This is a genomic window from Desulfatiferula olefinivorans (assembly GCF_054657895.1).
Map to the genome: position 1 here is coordinate 243,705 of NZ_BAAHXV010000002.1, position 18,590 is coordinate 262,294.

An 18,590-nucleotide genomic window follows, 5' to 3' on the forward strand; every position below is an offset into this window, starting at 1 on the left:
AAAGGCGGCATGCCGCCTGTTAGACCGTATGGTTATTTGACCGCCATCAGGGTCTGAAGCATCTCATCCACGGTACGGATCAGTTTGGATGCCGCCGTGTAGGATTGCTGATAGGCAATGAGCTTGACCATTTCCTCATCGATGGACACACCGGAGATCGTGTCCCGCTGCTGGGTGAGCTGTTCGACCATGATATCACCGAAGGCCACGCTCTGGGTCAGGGCCGCCCCCTTGACCCCCAGGCCGGACAGCATATCCTGATAAGCGCCCTCGATATGGGTGTTCACCGTATCGGAATAGTTGTCCTGCCCACGGGTGTAATTCCATTTGGCCATCTGAAGGTCGGTGTATTGTATTTCAGACAGCCGAAGCGAGTTGGCATTGTCATTGACTCCGTAATCCCCAAAAGGAGGCAGGTAGACCTTGTTTTCAGGCTTGAAACCCAATGCGTCCGCCGTGGTCGCGTTCTCGTTCCAGAAGATTTCGAGATTCTCCAGATTGGAGCCGTCGCCCTCTGAAATCACGATCTGATTGATATTGTCATCATAAATCACCTTAAACGTAGCAGGCGGCCCCAGGGTCGAGGCGAGATTCATGTGTTCCTGGATGTTGGCGGCCAGACTGTGAAGGTCCGTGGCCGAGGAATAGACCGCCGCATCGAGGGTCACGGTATGGGACTGCCCGTTTTCTTCGAATCGGAAAGTGTCGTTCACCCCAACGGCGATGGTCAGGGGCGTCACCGACGGATCGGGAATCTCCGCGTCGCCGATCATGCCGTTGGATTCGCCGCCGTCGATCCTCGCCGCCGCAATGTAATCCACAAATTCAAGTGTGTCTTTGACCCTAATGCTGCTGGCATCATCACCGACAAAAAACGTGTTCATGCCCAAGGCCGCCATTAAACCGGAATCCTCGGCGGTGTCATCGGAAAACGCGTAACTGTAACCGTAATCCGGCACGAATCTAAGACTGCCGTCATTGTTGGTATAGGCCGTGACATGGGCACCGGCGGCGGTGGACTGCACATTGAACTGATCGGTGAACGATTCCACGGTCCAATGCCATTCAGACGACGTCTCAATGGAAAAGGCCCCGGTATCATCGAGCTGGAAACCATGCTCATCGGTGGTGATGGAAAACACATCATCGTTAAACAGATAGCCCGCGTTGAAAGTCAGTTCCATGCCGTCCACCTCCACGACGGCAAGACCCGAAATCGGGTCAACCTCGTCCAGGGTGACGGTACTGATCTCATGACTGTTTTGCCACTCAATGACCATGGGACTGGCGGCACTTACCGCCGTTACGTCCCCACCGCCGGAAAGAACCCGGAACACATAATTGTCGAGCACACTGTTTGCCCTTCTGAGGGGGTCGTTGGTCACAGAAAGCGGGTTGGCCGTTCCGATTCCGTCCGTATTGATCGTATACGTATTGCCGGCCACAAGATATCCCGGATCGATATTGAAGGTCATCCCGTCGATAACGAAATTGCCCGTATCTCCAATGGTAGCCGTGGCGCCGCCCCCGGGAAGACCCGGCGGCGCGGTGCTGTGATCCGCCCGCTGCCAGGTGATGACGGGGTTGTCCGCCCCCGGTCCCACGGTGCCGGCCGTGGTCACGGTCAGATAGTATTTGCTCTGGGCCGTTCCCGCACCCCCCACATAGGTGACCGCAGCGTCCGAGATCCCCATGTCCACCTCGACGGACACGGCGTTTGGGGGATTGTCACTGTCTTTGGTCCACATCTTGAAATCTTTGGAATAATCGATCTTATGCCCGTAGGACAGGGTGGACAGCACGCCGCCCTCACTTCGGATCGGACCGTAGCTTCCGTTCTGTTCCGTGGACAAATAGGAGACCCCCACCCCCTGAGAATGGATGTAATTGACCTGCCAGATCAATTCCTTGGCCACGGTATCGACCTGGGTCCGCATTTTGACGATCTCTTCTTCCTTGATATCGAGCCAGCCGCTGATCTTGCCTCCCTGGATTTTGTCGGAGATGTCTATGATTCCACCACTGGACGTGGGCCAGAGAACGCGGCCATGATCTGTTTCAAGATGATAGGATTCATTGTCGATGACCATGGGATAACCACCGTCCGAAAGGATGGTCAGAAATCCGTTTGTCTGCTCGACCGTATTGACGCTCATCAACTCCTGAAGTTTCGTGACCAGAGTATCCCGGGAATCCCGTTGATCGTTGGCTGTTTTACCCAGGTTCTGCTGAAGATTGATCTCCACATTAAGCAGAGCGATTTTATCAAGGATATCGTTGACCTGCCCCACACCCGTATCGATTTCCTGATTGATGTGATCTTCAAGCTGGAGAAGGTCTTCATTAAGGATGTTCAGGCGTTCGGAAAGCTGGTTCCCATACTCGTAAACCACCGCCCGCTCCGAGACCCCCGAGGGGTTGTTGCTCAGGTCATGCCAGGTGTTCCAGAACTCAGCGATCATGGACCCGATTTCATTGTCGGATTGAATGTCAAACAGGGTTTCCAGGTTGTCCACGTAAAGCTGGGCCTGTTCGTCGGCCGCCAGAATGGATTTCTGTTCACGCAGGCGTTCGGCCAGCAGATCGTTGGCCTGACGCTGAACCGATTCCATGGTCACCCCGCGACCGAACTGAAGCCCTCCGATGCTCATGGGGTCGGAGGCCGCAAGGGAAGCGGTCTGCCGGCTGTACCCCTCGGTACTGACGTTGGAGATATTGTGGCCGGTGATCGCCAGGTTGTTCTGGGCCGCGCCCAGAGCGCCTTTGGCGATATCCAGGGTGACTCGGTATCCGCTCATCTCAGGCCTCCCCCCGGACCAGGGCGGCACGGGGTGCTGAACCCTGACGCAGGTAGCGATCCCGCCCGTAGCGTTCGTCCCGTTCGCAGTTCCGGATGATAATCTGAACCAGGTCCTCGACGGTTTTCATACTTTCTTCGAGAAACCGCCGGTTTTCACGGGCCATGGCGACGATGGTGTTTTTGATGGTATAAAGGGCCGAGCGGTAGTGCAACAGATTGGCTTTGCCGGAACCGGGAATCGCGGCGATCAGCCGGGAGAAGCTGTATGTTCCGGCCTGGCCCTCCTCAAGCAGCCCCCCGGACACGGCCGTTTCCATGATGTTGTTCCGAATGGCCTCGATGGCGTCCGCCAGTTCCTGTTTCCGCCGTGTAAAGGTCCACAACGACCCGATATCGGCCCTGATGATGGTTTCCCGCTCATCACGGACCACCGAAAGAACCTCGTCGAACAGACGGACCTTTTCCTGATACAAACGCTCGATTTCCAAAATGACATGTTCCATGGCCTTCTCCTTTAAATGCATGAGGGTCGACCCGGGGGTTCCGGCCGTTTTTTCCCGGTCACCGGGAATTCTTTGCCGGGTTTCCCGGTTAAACCGCCCGTTATACTGGGATTTTGCATGATACATGCCAGACGGGGCACGGGGATGAGCATGGAGATCGAGATGGGTTACATCAAGCGCGGAGACGGAACGTGTCCCTATTTCTTGTCGGCAGAAACCGTTTCGGACAGATGGTTGTAAAAGGTACCGGCCAAGCCCAGGGCTTTCTCGGAACGACTGATCTGTCGGGCCAGTTCCTGATCGAACATGGACTCAAACATCTCCTTCTGGTGACCGTCCACCCCCGGATTATCCTGATCAAGGGTTTTGCGCATGCTTTTCAGAACCTCGTTCCAGAACATAGCCTCGAAATCCGCGCAGGCTTCCCGCAGCTTCTTCTCCCGCTGGTCCCCATGCTGCAGCCGATTCCGAATCATCGGCATGGTCTCCGCCACCGTCGTCTTGATATCCATATCTTCCTCCGTATTCATTCGAAAACCCGCGCCGTTTCAGTTGATGGGCACGCGTTGCTTTGCCCGTCCTACACCCCGCCGTCCCCCGTAGGATGGGCAAAGCGCAGCGTGCCCATCATCCCGCAAAAACCCTTCGCCATCGTCATTCCCACCACCGCCCCTGGGAAGCGCAGATTTCGGTCTGAGGCAAGGCCGCAGGATTTTTTTGACCGGAGGCGTAGCAGCGCTACGTCGAGGATCAAAAAAATCCGAGAACGCCGCATCAGGCCGGAAGCTGCGCTTCCCTTTCAAATTATTTCGAGTTCGGCTTGCAAGGCCCCCGCCGCCCGAATCGTCTGAAAAATACTGATCAGATCCCGGGGCGTCACCCCGATGGCATTGAGAGCCTTGACCAGCTCGCCGATGGTGGTGCCCCGGGGCAGCACCATCACCTGAACCGGGTCTTCGGTCATCTGAACCTGACGATCCCGGGTGACGACCGTGTCCCCTTCACCGAAGGGATTGGGCTGGGTCACTTCCTGCTTGTCCCGGATGGTGACGGTCAAATTGCCGTGGGCCACGGCGACGGTGGAGATGCTGACATTCTCACCGATGATCACCGTACCGGTCTTTTCGTTGACCACCACCTTGGCTGATTGATCCGGCTCCACATGGAGTGTTTCAATCGCCGCGATAAACTCGGAGACGCGCCCTTTCATGGCCTCGGGAATCCGGATATTGAGGGCGCCGGAATCCACGGCTTTGGCCAGGGGCTGCTTCAGCGACCGGTTGATGGCATCGGCAATCCGGGTCACGGTGGTGAAATCCGCATTGAACACGGACATCAGAAGGTCTTCCCTCTCATTGATATGAACGGGGATTTCCCGTTCCACGGTGGCACCTCCGGCGATTCGACCCACCAGAAGATGATTCTTGGTGGTGCCGTCGCCCCCGGCACCGCCGATGGCCACGGCCCCCTGGGCCAGGGCGTAGACATTGCCGTCCACCCCGCGCAGCGGCGTCAGAAGAAGCGTCCCCCCGGCCAGACTCTTGGCGTCACCCAGCGAGGACACCACAATATCCAACTGATTGCCGGTCCGGGAAAAGGGCGGCATATCGGCGGTGATCATCACGGCCGCCACGTTTTTCGCCTTCAGCCCCGCCATGTCCACATGGACCCCCATGCGTTCGATCATGTTGCCCAACGATTGCATGGTAAAGGCCGTTCCGGATTTATCACCGGTTCCGTTGAGGCCCACCACCAGGCCGTATCCCACCAGCTGGTTGGACCGGATCCCCTTGATGGACGCGATATCCTTGATCCGAACGGCCCAGGCCGGGGTCGAAAGGGAAAGACAGAGCATCAACATAAGAAAAAAAGCCCCTGTCGTTTCACGCAGTCGTTTCATCGAAGCCTCCCTTTTCACGTGCATACAAGCCCTCAAAACGGCCAGACATGATCGAAAATACGCATCAGCCAGCCGACCTTCTGCTTGTCGGCCAGAACGCCCCGGCCCGAATACTCGATCCGTGCATCGGCCAGATAGGTGGATTTCACATGGTTCATCGCGTCGATATCGGCCTGCCGGATCATGCCGGAGACCGTGATATACTGGGTCTCGTTGTTAACCTTCATTTCACGACGGCCATAGACGGTAAAATTCCGGTTGGGAAACACCTCGGTAACCCGGGCCGCGATGGACGCCGTGATGCGTCCTTTCCGGTCGCTGGTGCCCTCCCCCTTGAAGCTGTTGGCCATCGACGCACCGATCAGTTTGCCGCTGGCATTCAGATCGGAGTTACGCCGCCTGAGATTTTCCATCACGCCCATGAAATCGGTTATACCCGCATCGATGCTGGAATCCCGGCTGGTTTCCGTGTTGACGTCCATGCTTGACGATGTGTTTTCAATGATGTCCACAATCACCGTGTCCCCCACCTGCCTGGCCTTGTGGTCGGCAAACAGCATCTGGGAGGATTCGGTCCACAGGGAGCCTTCTTCCGCCGGAGGCGGGGCGTAAAACGGGGTCACAGAAGGTTGAATCTGAATGGCGGGCGTCACCTTGGGGGCGCGTTTCGATGAAAACGCCGAACATCCCGCACACAGGGCCATTACCAGAACACAGGCCGCCACGATCAGAGTTCGATTCATACCCTTGCCTCCTTAAAAAATAACGTTCACCGTAAGGCGGTCCACCACCCGGGCGGCCATCGTCTTGTTCGATTCGGGGTTTTCGACTTCGATCTGATCCCCCATGCCGCCGTCTTCCCTGGACACACCGGTGGTCACCACGGTCAGAAGACCGCTGCGGGCGATGATCTTGACCACATCGCCCTTGCGTACCAGAGGCACGGCCTCGATCATGCTTTCACGAACGTATTTCCCTTTGCCGATCGGTGTCCGGGCCTGGGTTCCTTTGACCGTTTCCGGGTCAAACACCAGATCCCGGGGGGCACGTGCAAGATTCATCTTCTCGAGAACCAGATCTTCACCTGCGATCACCTCACCCCGACCGATGTCCCGGGTGGCGCACACCACCTGATCAAACACATCCACCCAGCCCGACACATACAGTTTCCGCGTTCGCTCCGAGGGCACCCGGGCCAGAACGGTGATGGTCACCCTCCCCCGGATAGTCCGAAGATTCCGGTCATCGATACGGTACGTGACAGGCCCTTTGGCCAGAAGACGGTTTCCTTTGATGCTGACGTCCCTGATTCGAAAGGCTCGATCTCCCGATTTTTTTTCGATGACGCCGAAAAACATTTTTTTCAGATCTGCCTCGGAGACCTCCTGGCTGTCACGCTCCACCAGGACATAATCCGGCACAACAAGGTTCACGGCCTTTAGTGTTTCACTGCGCAGGGCCGATCCGACCATGGACCCCGGAAAGCGTCTTTTGCGTCCCGGATGGGGGGCCGTGGTGATTTCAAGGTCTTCCAGCCGTTCCATCATCGGCGCAGGCCCGGACAATTCTGCGATGTCCTTCAGATAAACGGTCCGGCCTTCCACCCGGCTGTAGGGACGAACCCGGATCGACAGCCCGTCGTCTCCCGCCGCCGCCGCACCCGAGGGCAGGATCGAAAGAAAAAAAGCGGTCAGAATCCAAGTCGAAAGCCTGTTCATCGCCCTGTCCATCCTCACTGATTCACCGTCCTAACGCTTGAGCGCCGTGGCCGTTTCCAGCATGCGGTCCCCGGTGGTCAAGGCCTTGGAGTTTGCCTCGTAGGCCCGCTGTCCCACGATCATGGCCACCATTTCCTCGACGATATCCACATTGGACATCTCAAGGGTCTGATTGGTCAAAGACCCCACCCCGTCTTCGCCCGGAATCCCCTCGATGGGATCACCGGAGCCCTCGGTGGGCCGGAGCAGGTTCTGCCCAACCGCAAACAGGCCGGACGGGTTGATGAAGGTATAAAGGGGAATATCCGCTTCGAGCAGAATGGCGTCATCCTGGCCGTGAGCCGTCAGACGACCGTTGGCCTGGACCGTGACGAGGATGGTGCCTTCGGGGATGGCAATTTCAGGCTGAAGCCGATCCCCGTTGGAACTGGTGATAAATCCTTCGCTGTCCAGGGTGAAATTCCCCGCACGGGTGTAAAGCTCCGCATCGCCGTGAAGCACCCGGAAAAAACCGTCTCCCTGGATGGCCATATCCAGATCGTTACCCGTCTGAACATAATCCCCCTGGGTGAAAATCTTCTGGACGCTGGTGGGTTTCACGCCCATGCCGGCCTGAATGCCCGTGGGAATCTGGCCGCCTCCCGGAGTGACGGCCCCTGCGATCAGCAGGGTCTGATACATCAGGTCCTCGAAATTCGAGCGGCTTTTCTTGAATCCCGCGGTGTTGGCGTTGGCCAGGTTGTTCGCCACGGTGTCGATGTTGAGCTGCTGTGCGGACATACCCGTTGCCGCCGTCCATATCCCTCTGATCATACTGCCCTCCCGGTTTTTAGTATCCCTGCGTCGGCATGGTCACCCATGCCTTGTTCGTAACGGTGTCGTTTTAATCCGCCGAGCCCATGGTATTGACTTCGCCGTCCAGCTCGTCGATGGTTCGCATCATCTTGCTGATGGTTTCATACATCCGATGGGATTCGATCATTTTGGTCATTTCGGCGACCACCTGCAAATTGGCCGTCTCCAGACCGCCCTGCACCACCCGCGTATCCTGAACCTGTCTCTCGTCAAGGGGGTTTCCCTCGTAGCGAAAAAGATTGGCCTTTTCTTTGGCGAGGTTCGTGTAGGCGTCGAAATCCGCGATCGAAAGGGTGTCAACCAGTTCACCATCCGAATACACCTCACCGGCTTCATTGACGAACACATCCCGCCCCTCGATGACAACAGCACCGCCCTGGCCCTGGACCGGATCACCCTGACCGGTGACCAGCTGCCCCTGGGCATTGAGGGAAAAATTCCCGTTTCGGGTGTAGCGCATGCCCTCGGCCGTTTCGATTTTGAAAAACCCCTTGCCGGTAAGGGCCAGATCCAGTGCATTGCCTGTCATCCGAACGTCACCCTGGCTGTGATCGGTGGTAAGGGTCGCCTTCATCACCCGGTCGAACGACAGGACATCCTTTTTGAATCCCGTTGTCCCGGAATTGGCAAGGTGATTTGAGATCACTTCGTATTGTCGTTCCTGTCGTAATCCGGCTTGGGCGGCCCGTGTCATTTCAAGCAGCATATCGCTCACTCCCTGGTTGTTTAACAGGCTGAATTGCAACATAAATGCCAAGGATTGAATCCACTCGGGGCCTTGATTTGTAAATTTTAAATAAAAAAAGATAGTTATACGATTATTCCAGGTTTTTTCCCCGGCTGACGCAGGAAAGACAGAGGAACGGAACGCTGATTTCGTCAATATTTTGACGTTTGACCGGATGCCCATGCGGAAAAGATTGCCGGGTCTCCGGCAGATCGTCCCTCAGGCCTTGATAAGAACACAAAACAAATACAGTTCCCTTTCATGTCACCAAAAACGATTGACAAACCCTTGATGAAATCATCGGATCGTGGTATAAAAAAACACAGGTTTATCTCCCATTCCCGTACGCAATGCATTCACCATGACAATCGTTACTCATGTGTTTTTTCGTTCCGGTCCTGTCGTCGTCTTCCCTGCATCGGCCCTGATCCGAATGATGTCCACTGAAGCCGTCAAACCTGAAACACCCAACCGCTCAATCCTTTAACCAAGGAGGTGCATATGTCCATCTATAAAGATCAGCGAACCATGACCCGGACCCCCATCTCAGGCGAGATACAATACGCCAGAGGGATCCGGGGCGAACGTTTCGACGCCAGGTTGTTCGATTGCAGCCCCAAGGGGCTGGGCCTGATTTCCAACTACCCCTACCTCCGTGACACGGAATTGATCCTGCGTTCCAAAAACGATCGGGATGACACCATCCAGCGGGCCCGGGTCGCCTGGAGCAGGCCGCTTTCCAGGTCCATGGCTCATCACCCCCGCTACAGAGTCGGCGTCACCTTCGCCTGAGGAAGGAGGCCTGACGTGCAAGGGCATGAACGTTCACCGTGAGTGGGCGTTCATGCCCCCATTCCCTACCGGGCTCGGCCTGTTTAAAATGCGAACGTTCGTTCGTTTTTCTTCTTGACAATCCCTCCGGCCGGACGTAGTATCCCATTTAAAAATGATTATCCGCCCGTCTGCGACGCCTGCCGTCAAGACGAGACGACCGTATTTATCGACGATCACAACAACAGGGAGGAGCAATGAACATCGATGATATCCGCCGGGTACTTATTCTGGGCTCCGGCACCATGGGACAGCAGATCGGACTTTTGTGCGCCTTTTACGGCTATGACGTGGTTCTGTACGACCTGAACCGGGAGATTCTGGACAAGGCCTTCGAACGGATCAAGCGCAAGGCTCCCCGACTGGCCCAGACCTATCAGTTCACCGAAGAACAGACGACTCAGGCCCTTTCGCGGTTCACCCTGACCGACAATCCGGAAGAGGCCGCCAAGGATGTGGATATCATCAGTGAGTCCGTGCCCGAAGACCCGAAACTCAAGGGAAAAATCTTCGCCCAGTTCGATCGGCTCTGCAAAAAGGACACGATTTTCACAACCAACACCTCGTCCCTTCTGCCCTCCCAGTTCGCCGACGCCTGCGGCCGTCCGGACAAACTCTGCGCCCTGCACTTCCACGACACGACCATGACCAAGGTCGTCGATGTCATGCCCCATCCGGGGACATCTCAGGAAACCCTGGACCTGGTCAAGGACTTTGCCGAACGCATCGGCCAGATCGCCATCGTTCTCAACAAGGAGCACAACGGCTACGTGTTCAACAACATGTTCATGGCCCTTCTGGATTCCGCGCTGAAACTGGCCTCAAAAAACGTGGCCCCGGTTCAGGAAATCGACCGGGCCTGGATGGGTGTCATGCACACCTTCATCGGTCCCTTCGGCCTCATGGACAGCGTGGGCCTCGATACGGTTTACAAGATCACCGACTACTGGGCCCAGACCCTCAACAGCCCCCAGGCCAAAGCCAACGCCGCCTTCCTCAAGACCTATGTGGATGAGGGCAAGCTGGGCCTGAAAGCGGGCAAAGGCTTTTACACCTACCCCAACCCCGATTACATGAAACCCGACTTCGTCGCCGGAAAATAAGCGTCACGCCCGGGGGTGGCCGACACACCCCCGGATTCGAAAAAGAGCCGATTGCTCACCCCGAATGTCTTGCGAACACAAACCCACACGTTTCGATAGTGATCCCAATCCCGATAGCGACATCACGGCAATGTATGACGTTGTTTCAATTGACGGGTCAGCCCCTATGTCGCTGCAGGACAATCGCATGTGCCATTCGTTCACGTGCATGTTCACGTTAACGAGCACGAGCACGGCAGGCCGAGATCTGTTCGACCATCTCGTCCCACGCCGGTTAAACCATCTGTCGGCAGCGTTCAACATGTCGCCGACCACCATCGTGAACGTGCTCGTGCTCGTGACCGTAAACGTGAACGGCATGAATCCTTCCCGCAGGAAGAAGCCTATGTGTTTTATAAATCATACATGCGATTGCCCTGTTTATAATAGGTTTCCGGCTTGACAGCGCCTTCGGAATCCGGGATACTCGGCCCGATACCGACCGGGCGACCGGGGGCCTCGTTAACCGTCAACATACAAACAAAAAGCGGGTATTTTCATGGAAAGCACATCATCCCACACCACCTCGTCCGTAAACCCGGCTCGCACCATCGCCCTGACCGCCCTGCGTTTCTTTATTTACAGCCTGATCCTGGGGGCGGCGGTCCTTGCCCTGACCTGGGAGGCCAGACGCATCCCCATCGAGCGGCTGTTCAGCGAACAGTCCCTTCTGGAATATTTTCAGGAAGGAGCTCTTCTGATCACGGTGCTGCTGTGTGCGGCCGTGGGCCGGCTCAACCGTGACCAACGTAATCTGGCCTGGATTTTAGGCGGCGCGGCGCTGGTGGCTTTCATTCGGGAACTCGATGCCTTTCTGGACGCCAACCTCTTTGACGGGGCCTGGCAGACCCTGGCCGCCCTAACCCTCATCGCGGTTGCGATCCGCGTCTACATCCTTCGAAACGGCCTGAAAGAGACGATTGAACGGTTCATCAACCGTCCGAGTTTCGGAATCATGGCATCAGGGTTCATGACCGTGTTCGTGTTTTCACGGCTCTTCGGACGAACGGTTTTCTGGGAAGCGGTCATGGGCGATCACTACATCCGCGTGGTCAAGAACCTGGCCGAGGAAGGTACGGAACTGCTGGGCTACCTGCTGATTCTCATCGCCGTCACCGAACTGTTCGTGGATTTGATTTGTCGGAAAAAAAATTAAAAACCATTGTCCTTCCATATACAATAGGCTATAAGCACCCGTTGCGTGAGCCGCAGGTATCACTCCTGCGGCTTTTTTTTGTTGTGATGACTGTACCGAAAAAGGAAAAACCATGATCCATGCACTGAATATCGCCCTGGCCTACGGCAAACGGGTCCTCTTCAAGGATGTCGACATCAAGTTCACGCCGGGCAACTGCTACGGCCTGATCGGAGCCAACGGCGCCGGTAAATCCACCTTTCTCAAGATCCTTTCAGGCGAGGTCGAGGCCGACAAGGGTGATATCCTTTTAGGACCCGGGGAACGGATCGCCGTGCTGCGGCAGGACCAGTTCGCCTTTGACGAGGAAACGGTCTTCGACACGGTGATCATGGGACATGCCCGTCTTTTTGAGGTGATGCGCGAGCGGGACCTGATCTATGCCAAAGAGGAATTCACCGAAGAAGACGGCATCCGGTCCGGTGAACTGGAAGAACGTTTCGCTGAAATGAACGGATACGATATGGAATCCGAGGCGGCCGTTCTGCTCAACGGCCTGGGCATCCCCGAAGCCCTGCGGCAGAAAAAGATGAAAGAACTGGACGGCGGACAAAAAGTCCGCGTTCTCCTGGCCCAGGCATTGTTCGGCAATCCCGACGTGCTTCTTCTCGACGAGCCCACCAACCACCTGGATCATGCCTCCGTGGTCTGGCTTCAGGAGTTTCTGTACAGGTTTCAGAATACGGTCATCGTGGTGTCCCATGACCGTCACTTCCTCAACCAGGTCTGCACCCACATCGCCGACATCGACTTCGGCAAGATCCAGGTCTATGTGGGCAACTACGATTTCTGGTATCAGGCCAGTCAGCTGATGCTCCGTCAGAAACAGAACGAGAACCGGAAAATTGCCGAAAAAGCAGACGAACTCAAAGCATTTATCCAACGGTTCAGTTCCAACGCCTCCAAATCGAAGCAGGCCACCTCACGAAAAAAGCTGCTGGAAAAACTGACCATCGAGGACATGCCCGTGTCGTCACGGAAATACCCCTTCATCCAGTTCAAACCCGAGCGGCCCTGCGGCAACGTGATCCTTGAAATCCATCAGCTGTGCAAAAAGATCGACGGCATCGAGGTGCTGAACAAACTCACCTTCACCGTGAACAAGGGAGACAAAATCGCCTTCGTGGGAGGAAACAGCCAGGCAAAAACGGTGCTGTTCCGGATTCTGGCAGGCGAGATGGAACCGGACAGCGGGTATGTCAAATGGGGCACCACCATTTCGGCCGCCTACTTTCCCATGGACAACAGCCCGTATTTTAACCAGGATCTTAATCTGATCCAGTGGCTGGGGCAGTATTCGCCGCCCAACGAGGGAGAAATCTTCGCCCGGGGGTTTCTGGGTCGCATGCTGTTTTCCGGTGAAGAAGCGTTGAAAAAGGTATCGGTGCTTTCCGGGGGGGAGAAGGTGCGCTGCATGCTCTCGCGCATGATGCTCAGCAAGGCCAACGTGCTTTTGCTCGATGAACCGACCAACCATCTGGATCTTGAATCCATCACGGCCCTCAACGACGGTCTTGCGGCCTTTCCGGAGGTGGTCCTTTTCTCGTCCCATGACCATCAGCTGGTGGCCACCGTTGCAAGCCGGATGATCGAGATCGGAACCCGCGGCGTGATCGACCGGATCATGGCCTTTGACGACTATCTGAATGATCCGGAACTCACGGCCCTCAGGGAGACGATCAACCGGGCGTGACCGTTTGTGATTTGCCCAGAATTTTTTCCACAATGACCTTGGTGATCATGTAGGTGGGCTTGATTCCTTCCTCACCCATGCTGCCCGAGGCCAGGGTCTGACCGCTGATCAGGGGGTTGTCCGAGGCGTAGTAGGCATATCGGACCTTGATATCCCGCGGGATATGCCCCCTGATGATCGACGCGCTGATGGCTTTCTGGTAATGGGCTCCTTCCATTTCAAGGCCGATGGCCCGCCAGCTCGAGGCCTGGAAACGCTTGAGCAGGTCCTGATTCTGCAGGGAGGTCCCCACCACGGTGACCATGGGGCCCACGAAAACCGGCACGCCGGCGGCGATGTCCTCCGGCGTGATATCGTTTTCCACCAGGTAGTTGTCCGAGGTCCCCTCGCACACATGGGAGGTGGCCAGCATGATATCCCCTTTTTTGCCGTTGAGAATCCCGGCCTTGCCCATGATCGATATGGACCGTATGTCCAGACGGTAGCAGAATTCCTTGTCCTTGTAGGGGTCGAGCAGCTCATCCATCGCCTCGAAGGCCTGGGTTCCGAAGGCGTAATCCATCACGAACAGAACCGGCGCCGATTCGGGGTCTTGCGCAAGGTCAAGCGACAGGTCCGGATGAAGGGCCACCCCGGTGAGTCGGGCCGTGTCAATAAGTTGACAATCAATATATGTCCCCGATTTATCAATGATGTGATACAGGCCGTGACGCCCCGCATAGGCCCTGATCGTTTCGGTTTCCCCCTTCATCCGGACAATGAATTCAAACAGGTCCAGGGAGGGACCGGGCTCGTCGAGTTCACTCAGCGCGCCGTAGGCGTAGAGCAGGTTCACCACGCTGTGAAGGTTGGCACTGATGATGTGCAAAGGACGTTTGTGAAGGCCAAGCGAGTAAAGCTTGCGTTTGATGTCGTCGGCCCACTTGCGGCTGTAGCTCTGGTTTCCCAGGATGTCCTGAAGCGAGGGGGTGAAGGTGACCATCAGCTCGTTGTCCGGATCGTTCAGTTCCTCTTCCACCCGCATGCCCAGACCATAGATGATCTCGAGAAGCACATGCTTTCGGTCCGGTCGGGCGTATTTTTCCAGATAAAGATAGCTCTCCTTGGTCTCGTGCATGGTCCGTCCGAGAATGATCGAAAGGTTCCACAGGGCCTTGTCCAGGTCGTCGCCGGTCAGAGCCGTCTTGCCGAGCACGATTTCCTCGAGCCGTTTCCATTCGCGGGTGACGGCGCCGTGCCGGTCCTTCATCTGCCGGTTGATCTTTTCCGCCTCGTTGTTCAGGAAGGTGATGTGGGTGAGCATGTCATAGATCTCGCTGAACCCCCGGGTGATGACAAAGCAGATTTCCTTGTCGCTGATCAGGTAGCAGGACCGCCGCCGTTTAGGCGGGATAATCAGTTCAAAGGACGTATTTTCGAATTCCTCCCTGCCTGTCAGGATAATCCGGTTGCATTTTTCGATGCCCCAGGGCAGACGTTCGATCACGTATTCCAGTCCCTTGATTTCGATGATACGGGGATCGTTCATGGTGCCGTAAATCTCCGGACTGAGCAGGCGCAGGGCCTCGGCCAGGGTCTGGCCGGATTTTCCCGTGGGTTTGTAGTAACCGCGGAGAGCCAGAGCGTCGATGGTGGTTTTGATGGTTCGGACGGAATGCCGGGCCTTCTGGGATTTGGTCAGGGTCTGCATGAATCGTCTCCGGTAATTGACGGCCTCCAACGGACAGGACCGCGTTCAATATTATAATCGGCCATGGTTATCGAACACCTTAGATACTAAACAAGGCGAAAAATCAAGTCAATTGGCAAATCCGGATCAACGGGCCTCCTTTTTCCATTATTGTTTCTACACATAGAAACAAAATCATTGACAGACCAAAACGGAACCGATATAACGCGATTCATGGAAAACATGACGACATATACACGGGCAGACAAGGACACACTCGGACGATGGTTTTGGCAACGCAACATCCTGCGGTTTGCCGACAGCCTTTTTTCGCCGAAACCCTGACGATACACACGGCACGGATAAAAGGATCGTAGGCAGCCACGCTTACGATCCTTTTTTTTTGCTTAAACACGAGGACGCACCCATGATTCTCAGAAAACATTATCCGGACAAAAAAACCTTCCGCACCCATGCGGAACACCACAACGTGCTGCCCCTGTGCACGGAAATCCTGGCCGACACCGACACGCCGGTTTCCCTCCTGAAAAAATTCTACACCGGAGACGGCCCCATGTTTCTGCTTGAAAGCGTGGAGGGCGGCGAGCGATGGGGGCGCTACAGTTTCCTGGGCACAGCCGCCAGGACCCAGATCCGGGTCTTCCGGGACCATGTGAGCATCACCGACAACGGCAACAGCGAAATCATCGACCACGACGGCGACCCCCTTGCCGTCCTCAAACGGTTCATGACCCGCTACCGTCCTGCCGAGATCGCCGATCTTCCCCGGTTCTGGGGCGGTATGACCGGGTTCATCACCTATGAAATGGTTTCCTTTTTCGAGAAGATTCCCAACCGGCTGCCCGAAGACAAGCCCCTGGCCCATTTCATGATCCCCGAGGAGCTGATCATCTTCGACAACGTCAGCAACACCATGACGGCGGTGGTGCTGTGTTTCTGCGATGATCCAAACAACGCCGACGCCGTCTACGACCAGGCGGCCTTTCGCATGGACCGGATGATCGAAAAAACCGGACGTCCCCTTCCGGCAAACCGGCCCGATCCCTGTGGGCGCGTATTCCGCCCGGAACCGGTGTATCCCGATGACCATTACACGGGCGGGGTCCGGAAGATCAAGGAATACATCCATGCCGGCGACGTGATCCAGACCGTTTTGTCCCAGCCCTTTGTCTGCGACGCTCCGGCGGATCCGGTTGAACTTTACCGGGCCCAGCGCTACGTCAATCCGTCACCTTATATGTACTTCATCCATCTGGACGGGACCGTGCTGGTGGGATCATCCCCCGAGGTAATGGTGCGCCTGGAAAACAAGGTGGCCTGCGTCAGGCCCATCGCCGGAACCCGGCCCAGGGGTAAAAACGAACAGGAGGACCGGGCCCTGGCCGACGAACTCCTGCGTGATGAAAAAGAAAAGGCCGAGCATCTGATGCTGGTGGATCTGGGCCGCAACGACCTGGGACGGGTGGCGGAAACCGGCACGGTCCAGGTCACCGACCTGATGATCGTCGAGCGGTATTCCCACGTCATGCACCTGGTGTCCAACGTGACCTGCCATATCCGGCCGGACACCGATGCCTTTGACCTGTTGCGGGCCACCTTTCCGGCGGGCACCCTGTCCGGGGCCCCGAAAATAAGGGCCATGGAAATCATCGCCGAACTGGAAAAGGAACCCCGGGGGACCTACGGCGGTGCCGTGGGCTATGTCTCGTTCAACGGCAACATGGATCTGGCCATCACCATACGGACCGCCTGCATCGAAGACGGCCGGCTGACCGTGCGGGCCGGAGCGGGCATCGTGGCCGATTCGGTGCCCGAGACGGAACGGCAGGAAACGGTCAACAAGGCCAAATCCATCGAAAAGGCCCTGTCCATGCTTGACAACGAAACACTTTCCACGAAGGAATAATACCATGCTGGTCATGATAGACAACTACGACTCGTTCACCTACAATCTGGTCCAGTATCTGCGGATGCTCGGCACGGAGATTCAGGTTTACCGAAACGACGCCCTGACCCTAACCGAACTGTTTGACCTTCAGCCCGAAGGCATCGTGATTTCACCGGGGCCGGGCCGTCCCGATACGGCGGGGATTTCCCTGGACGTGATCCGGACCTTCGCCGGAAAAATTCCCATTCTGGGGGTCTGCCTCGGCCATCAGAGTATTGCCCAGGCCTTCGGCGCAACCATCGTTTCGGCCAAAAAACTGATGCACGGCAAGACCTCCATGATAACAAACGACGGAAAACATTTATTCCACGGCATGAGCAAACCCTTCCAGGCCATGCGCTACCATTCCCTGGCCGTCTCCCGGGAGGGTTTCCCCGACTGCCTTGCCGTCACCGCCGAATCGGAAGATGGTGAAATCATGGGTATCCGGCACCGGGAACATCTGATCGAAGGCATCCAGTTCCACCCCGAATCCATCATGACCCCCACGGGCAAACGGCTTCTGCGGAATTTCCTGAACCTGTCCCGGGGACAACTCAGCGACTAATCATCCAAGGAGACGATCATGTTCAAGGAAAGCATCACCAAAATCATCAAACGCATCGACCTGACCGACGCCCAGATGGGCCAGATGATTTCAACGATTTTAGACGGCACGCTGACAGACACCCAGATCGCCGCCTTCATGGCAGCCCTGGCCACCAAGGGGGAAACCTACCAGGAACTGGCCGGGGCGGCCCAGGCCATGCGACGCCACGCCGTCCGCATTCATGTGAACGACACCACCGTCATCGACACCTGCGGCACCGGCGGCGACGGCATGAACACCTTCAACATCTCGACCACCACGGCCTTCGTGGTGGCGGGTTGCGGCGTCACCGTGGCCAAACACGGCAACCGGCGCGTGTCCAGCCAATGCGGCAGCGCCGATGTGCTCGAATGCCTGGGCGTCAACCTCGATGTGGACCCGGAGGTGGTCGAGGAAGCCATCGCCGAGGTGGGCATCGGCTTTTTGTTCGCGCCCAAATACCACGGCGCCATGCGCTTTGCAGCCAAAGCCCGCCAGGAAACCGGCATCCGGAGTATATTCAACATGCTGGGCCCCCTGTCCAATCCGGCGGCGGCCAACTGCCAGCTTTTGGGCGTCTACGCTCCGGAGCTGACCGAAATGTTCGCCCGGGCCCTGAACGCACTGGGAACCCGGCGGGCCTTCGTGGTCCACGGCCATGACGGGCTCGATGAAATCACGGTCTGCGCCCCCACACGGGTGTCGGAGCTCCACCAGGGGATGGTCAAAACCTACGACATCCATCCCGAAGAATTCTTCGAGGAAACGGCCGATCCCAAAGACCTTCTGGGCGGCGATGCAGAGGAAAACGCACGTATCACCGAGCGCATTCTGATGGGCAGCGAACACGGTCCCAAACGTCATGTGGTGCTGATCAACGCTGCTGCGGGCCTGGTCGCCGCCGACAAGGCAGGCACCCTCAAACAGGGACTCGAGCAGGCCGCCGACGCCATCGACAGCGGCCGTGCCATGGAAAAACTGAAGGCCCTCGCGGACTTCACACAAACCAACGGATAAGAC

At 56.7% G+C, this 18,590-nt stretch carries 16 protein-coding genes; 7 read left to right on the forward strand and 9 right to left on the reverse strand.

What is annotated here, in order from left to right:
* Positions 1–32: 32 nt before the first annotated feature.
* From flgK to ACYQ11_RS02780, 8 genes are all read right to left on the reverse strand, one after another.
* On the reverse strand, positions 33–2,798 hold the full coding sequence (gene flgK, locus ACYQ11_RS02745) for a flagellar hook-associated protein FlgK (RefSeq protein WP_459922205.1): 2,766 nt from the start codon (positions 2,796–2,798) through the stop codon (positions 33–35).
* A gap of 1 nt (position 2,799) precedes the next feature.
* The gene (locus ACYQ11_RS02750; RefSeq protein WP_459922206.1) at positions 2,800–3,303 is read right to left on the reverse strand and encodes a flagellar protein FlgN; all 504 of its coding nucleotides are present in this window, start codon (positions 3,301–3,303) and stop codon (positions 2,800–2,802) included.
* 197 nt (positions 3,304–3,500) lie between these two features.
* On the reverse strand, positions 3,501–3,815 hold the full coding sequence (locus tag ACYQ11_RS02755) for a rod-binding protein (RefSeq protein WP_459922207.1): 315 nt from the start codon (positions 3,813–3,815) through the stop codon (positions 3,501–3,503).
* A gap of 287 nt (positions 3,816–4,102) precedes the next feature.
* A complete protein-coding gene (locus ACYQ11_RS02760; RefSeq protein ID WP_459922208.1) occupies positions 4,103–5,203 on the reverse strand; it encodes a flagellar basal body P-ring protein FlgI in 1,101 nt (366 codons plus the stop codon).
* A 32-nt stretch (positions 5,204–5,235) separates the two neighbouring features.
* A complete protein-coding gene (locus tag ACYQ11_RS02765; protein ID WP_459922209.1) occupies positions 5,236–5,946 on the reverse strand; it encodes a flagellar basal body L-ring protein FlgH in 711 nt (236 codons plus the stop codon).
* Between the two features lie 12 nt (positions 5,947–5,958).
* Positions 5,959–6,921 carry a flagellar basal body P-ring formation chaperone FlgA gene (gene flgA / locus ACYQ11_RS02770; protein ID WP_459922210.1) on the reverse strand — a complete coding sequence of 321 codons (963 nt, stop codon included), beginning with the start codon at positions 6,919–6,921 and terminating at the stop codon, positions 5,959–5,961.
* A 30-nt stretch (positions 6,922–6,951) separates the two neighbouring features.
* Entirely contained in the window at positions 6,952–7,734 is a 783-nt protein-coding gene (gene flgG / locus ACYQ11_RS02775; RefSeq protein ID WP_459922211.1) for a flagellar basal-body rod protein FlgG, read from the reverse strand.
* Between the two features lie 70 nt (positions 7,735–7,804).
* On the reverse strand, positions 7,805–8,482 hold the full coding sequence (locus tag ACYQ11_RS02780; protein WP_459922212.1) for a flagellar hook-basal body protein: 678 nt from the start codon (positions 8,480–8,482) through the stop codon (positions 7,805–7,807).
* A 522-nt stretch (positions 8,483–9,004) separates the two neighbouring features.
* Between ACYQ11_RS02780 and ACYQ11_RS02785 the strand changes: the two genes are divergently transcribed.
* The 4 genes from ACYQ11_RS02785 (at position 9,005) to ACYQ11_RS02800 (ending at position 13,364) form a co-directional block, all read left to right on the forward strand.
* Positions 9,005–9,295 carry a hypothetical protein gene (locus tag ACYQ11_RS02785; RefSeq protein WP_459922213.1) on the forward strand — a complete coding sequence of 97 codons (291 nt, stop codon included), beginning with the start codon at positions 9,005–9,007 and terminating at the stop codon, positions 9,293–9,295.
* 236 nt (positions 9,296–9,531) lie between these two features.
* Positions 9,532–10,437 carry a 3-hydroxyacyl-CoA dehydrogenase gene (locus ACYQ11_RS02790; RefSeq protein WP_459922214.1) on the forward strand — a complete coding sequence of 302 codons (906 nt, stop codon included), beginning with the start codon at positions 9,532–9,534 and terminating at the stop codon, positions 10,435–10,437.
* 538 nt (positions 10,438–10,975) lie between these two features.
* On the forward strand, positions 10,976–11,632 hold the full coding sequence (locus tag ACYQ11_RS02795; RefSeq protein WP_459922215.1) for a hypothetical protein: 657 nt from the start codon (positions 10,976–10,978) through the stop codon (positions 11,630–11,632).
* Between the two features lie 112 nt (positions 11,633–11,744).
* Positions 11,745–13,364 (forward strand): ABC-F family ATP-binding cassette domain-containing protein, encoded by a 1,620-nt coding sequence (locus ACYQ11_RS02800; protein ID WP_459922216.1) that lies wholly within the window; start codon positions 11,745–11,747, stop codon positions 13,362–13,364.
* Here the strand turns inward: ACYQ11_RS02800 and ACYQ11_RS02805 are convergent.
* Complete coding sequence (locus tag ACYQ11_RS02805) at positions 13,351–15,054, reverse strand: DUF6909 family protein (RefSeq protein WP_459922217.1); 1,704 nt, start codon at positions 15,052–15,054, stop codon at positions 13,351–13,353. The genes ACYQ11_RS02800 and ACYQ11_RS02805 overlap by 14 nt on opposite strands.
* 406 nt (positions 15,055–15,460) lie before the next feature.
* Between ACYQ11_RS02805 and ACYQ11_RS02810 the strand changes: the two genes are divergently transcribed.
* The 3 genes from ACYQ11_RS02810 to trpD are packed head-to-tail and all read left to right on the forward strand — an operon-like array spanning position 15,461 to position 18,587.
* Positions 15,461–16,960: an anthranilate synthase component I family protein gene (locus ACYQ11_RS02810; protein ID WP_459922218.1), complete on the forward strand. Its 1,500-nt coding sequence runs from the start codon at positions 15,461–15,463 to the stop codon at positions 16,958–16,960.
* 4 nt (positions 16,961–16,964) lie between these two features.
* Complete coding sequence (locus tag ACYQ11_RS02815) at positions 16,965–17,549, forward strand: anthranilate synthase component II (protein ID WP_459922219.1); 585 nt, start codon at positions 16,965–16,967, stop codon at positions 17,547–17,549.
* A gap of 15 nt (positions 17,550–17,564) precedes the next feature.
* Entirely contained in the window at positions 17,565–18,587 is a 1,023-nt protein-coding gene (gene trpD, locus ACYQ11_RS02820) for an anthranilate phosphoribosyltransferase (protein WP_459922291.1), read from the forward strand.
* The last annotated feature ends 3 nt before the right edge of the window (positions 18,588–18,590 follow it).

What these genes read in the sequence shown, in the direction of transcription:
- flgA (WP_459922210.1), bottom strand. Translation starts at nt 6,921, where the DNA reads ATGAACAGGCTTTCGACTTGGATTCTGACCGCTTTTTTTCTTTCGATC.
- ACYQ11_RS02790 (WP_459922214.1), top strand. Translation starts at nt 9,532, where the DNA reads ATGAACATCGATGATATCCGCCGGGTACTTATTCTGGGCTCCGGCACC.
- ACYQ11_RS02760 (WP_459922208.1), bottom strand. Translation starts at nt 5,203, where the DNA reads ATGAAACGACTGCGTGAAACGACAGGGGCTTTTTTTCTTATGTTGATG.
- ACYQ11_RS02765 (WP_459922209.1), bottom strand. Translation starts at nt 5,946, where the DNA reads ATGAATCGAACTCTGATCGTGGCGGCCTGTGTTCTGGTAATGGCCCTG.
- flgG (WP_459922211.1), bottom strand. Translation starts at nt 7,734, where the DNA reads ATGATCAGAGGGATATGGACGGCGGCAACGGGTATGTCCGCACAGCAG.
- ACYQ11_RS02810 (WP_459922218.1), top strand. Translation starts at nt 15,461, where the DNA reads ATGATTCTCAGAAAACATTATCCGGACAAAAAAACCTTCCGCACCCAT.
- flgK (WP_459922205.1), bottom strand. Translation starts at nt 2,798, where the DNA reads ATGAGCGGATACCGAGTCACCCTGGATATCGCCAAAGGCGCTCTGGGC.
- ACYQ11_RS02795 (WP_459922215.1), top strand. Translation starts at nt 10,976, where the DNA reads ATGGAAAGCACATCATCCCACACCACCTCGTCCGTAAACCCGGCTCGC.
- ACYQ11_RS02805 (WP_459922217.1), bottom strand. Translation starts at nt 15,054, where the DNA reads ATGCAGACCCTGACCAAATCCCAGAAGGCCCGGCATTCCGTCCGAACC.
- ACYQ11_RS02785 (WP_459922213.1), top strand. Translation starts at nt 9,005, where the DNA reads ATGTCCATCTATAAAGATCAGCGAACCATGACCCGGACCCCCATCTCA.
- ACYQ11_RS02815 (WP_459922219.1), top strand. Translation starts at nt 16,965, where the DNA reads ATGCTGGTCATGATAGACAACTACGACTCGTTCACCTACAATCTGGTC.
- ACYQ11_RS02755 (WP_459922207.1), bottom strand. Translation starts at nt 3,815, where the DNA reads ATGGATATCAAGACGACGGTGGCGGAGACCATGCCGATGATTCGGAAT.
- ACYQ11_RS02800 (WP_459922216.1), top strand. Translation starts at nt 11,745, where the DNA reads ATGATCCATGCACTGAATATCGCCCTGGCCTACGGCAAACGGGTCCTC.
- ACYQ11_RS02750 (WP_459922206.1), bottom strand. Translation starts at nt 3,303, where the DNA reads ATGGAACATGTCATTTTGGAAATCGAGCGTTTGTATCAGGAAAAGGTC.
- ACYQ11_RS02780 (WP_459922212.1), bottom strand. Translation starts at nt 8,482, where the DNA reads ATGCTGCTTGAAATGACACGGGCCGCCCAAGCCGGATTACGACAGGAA.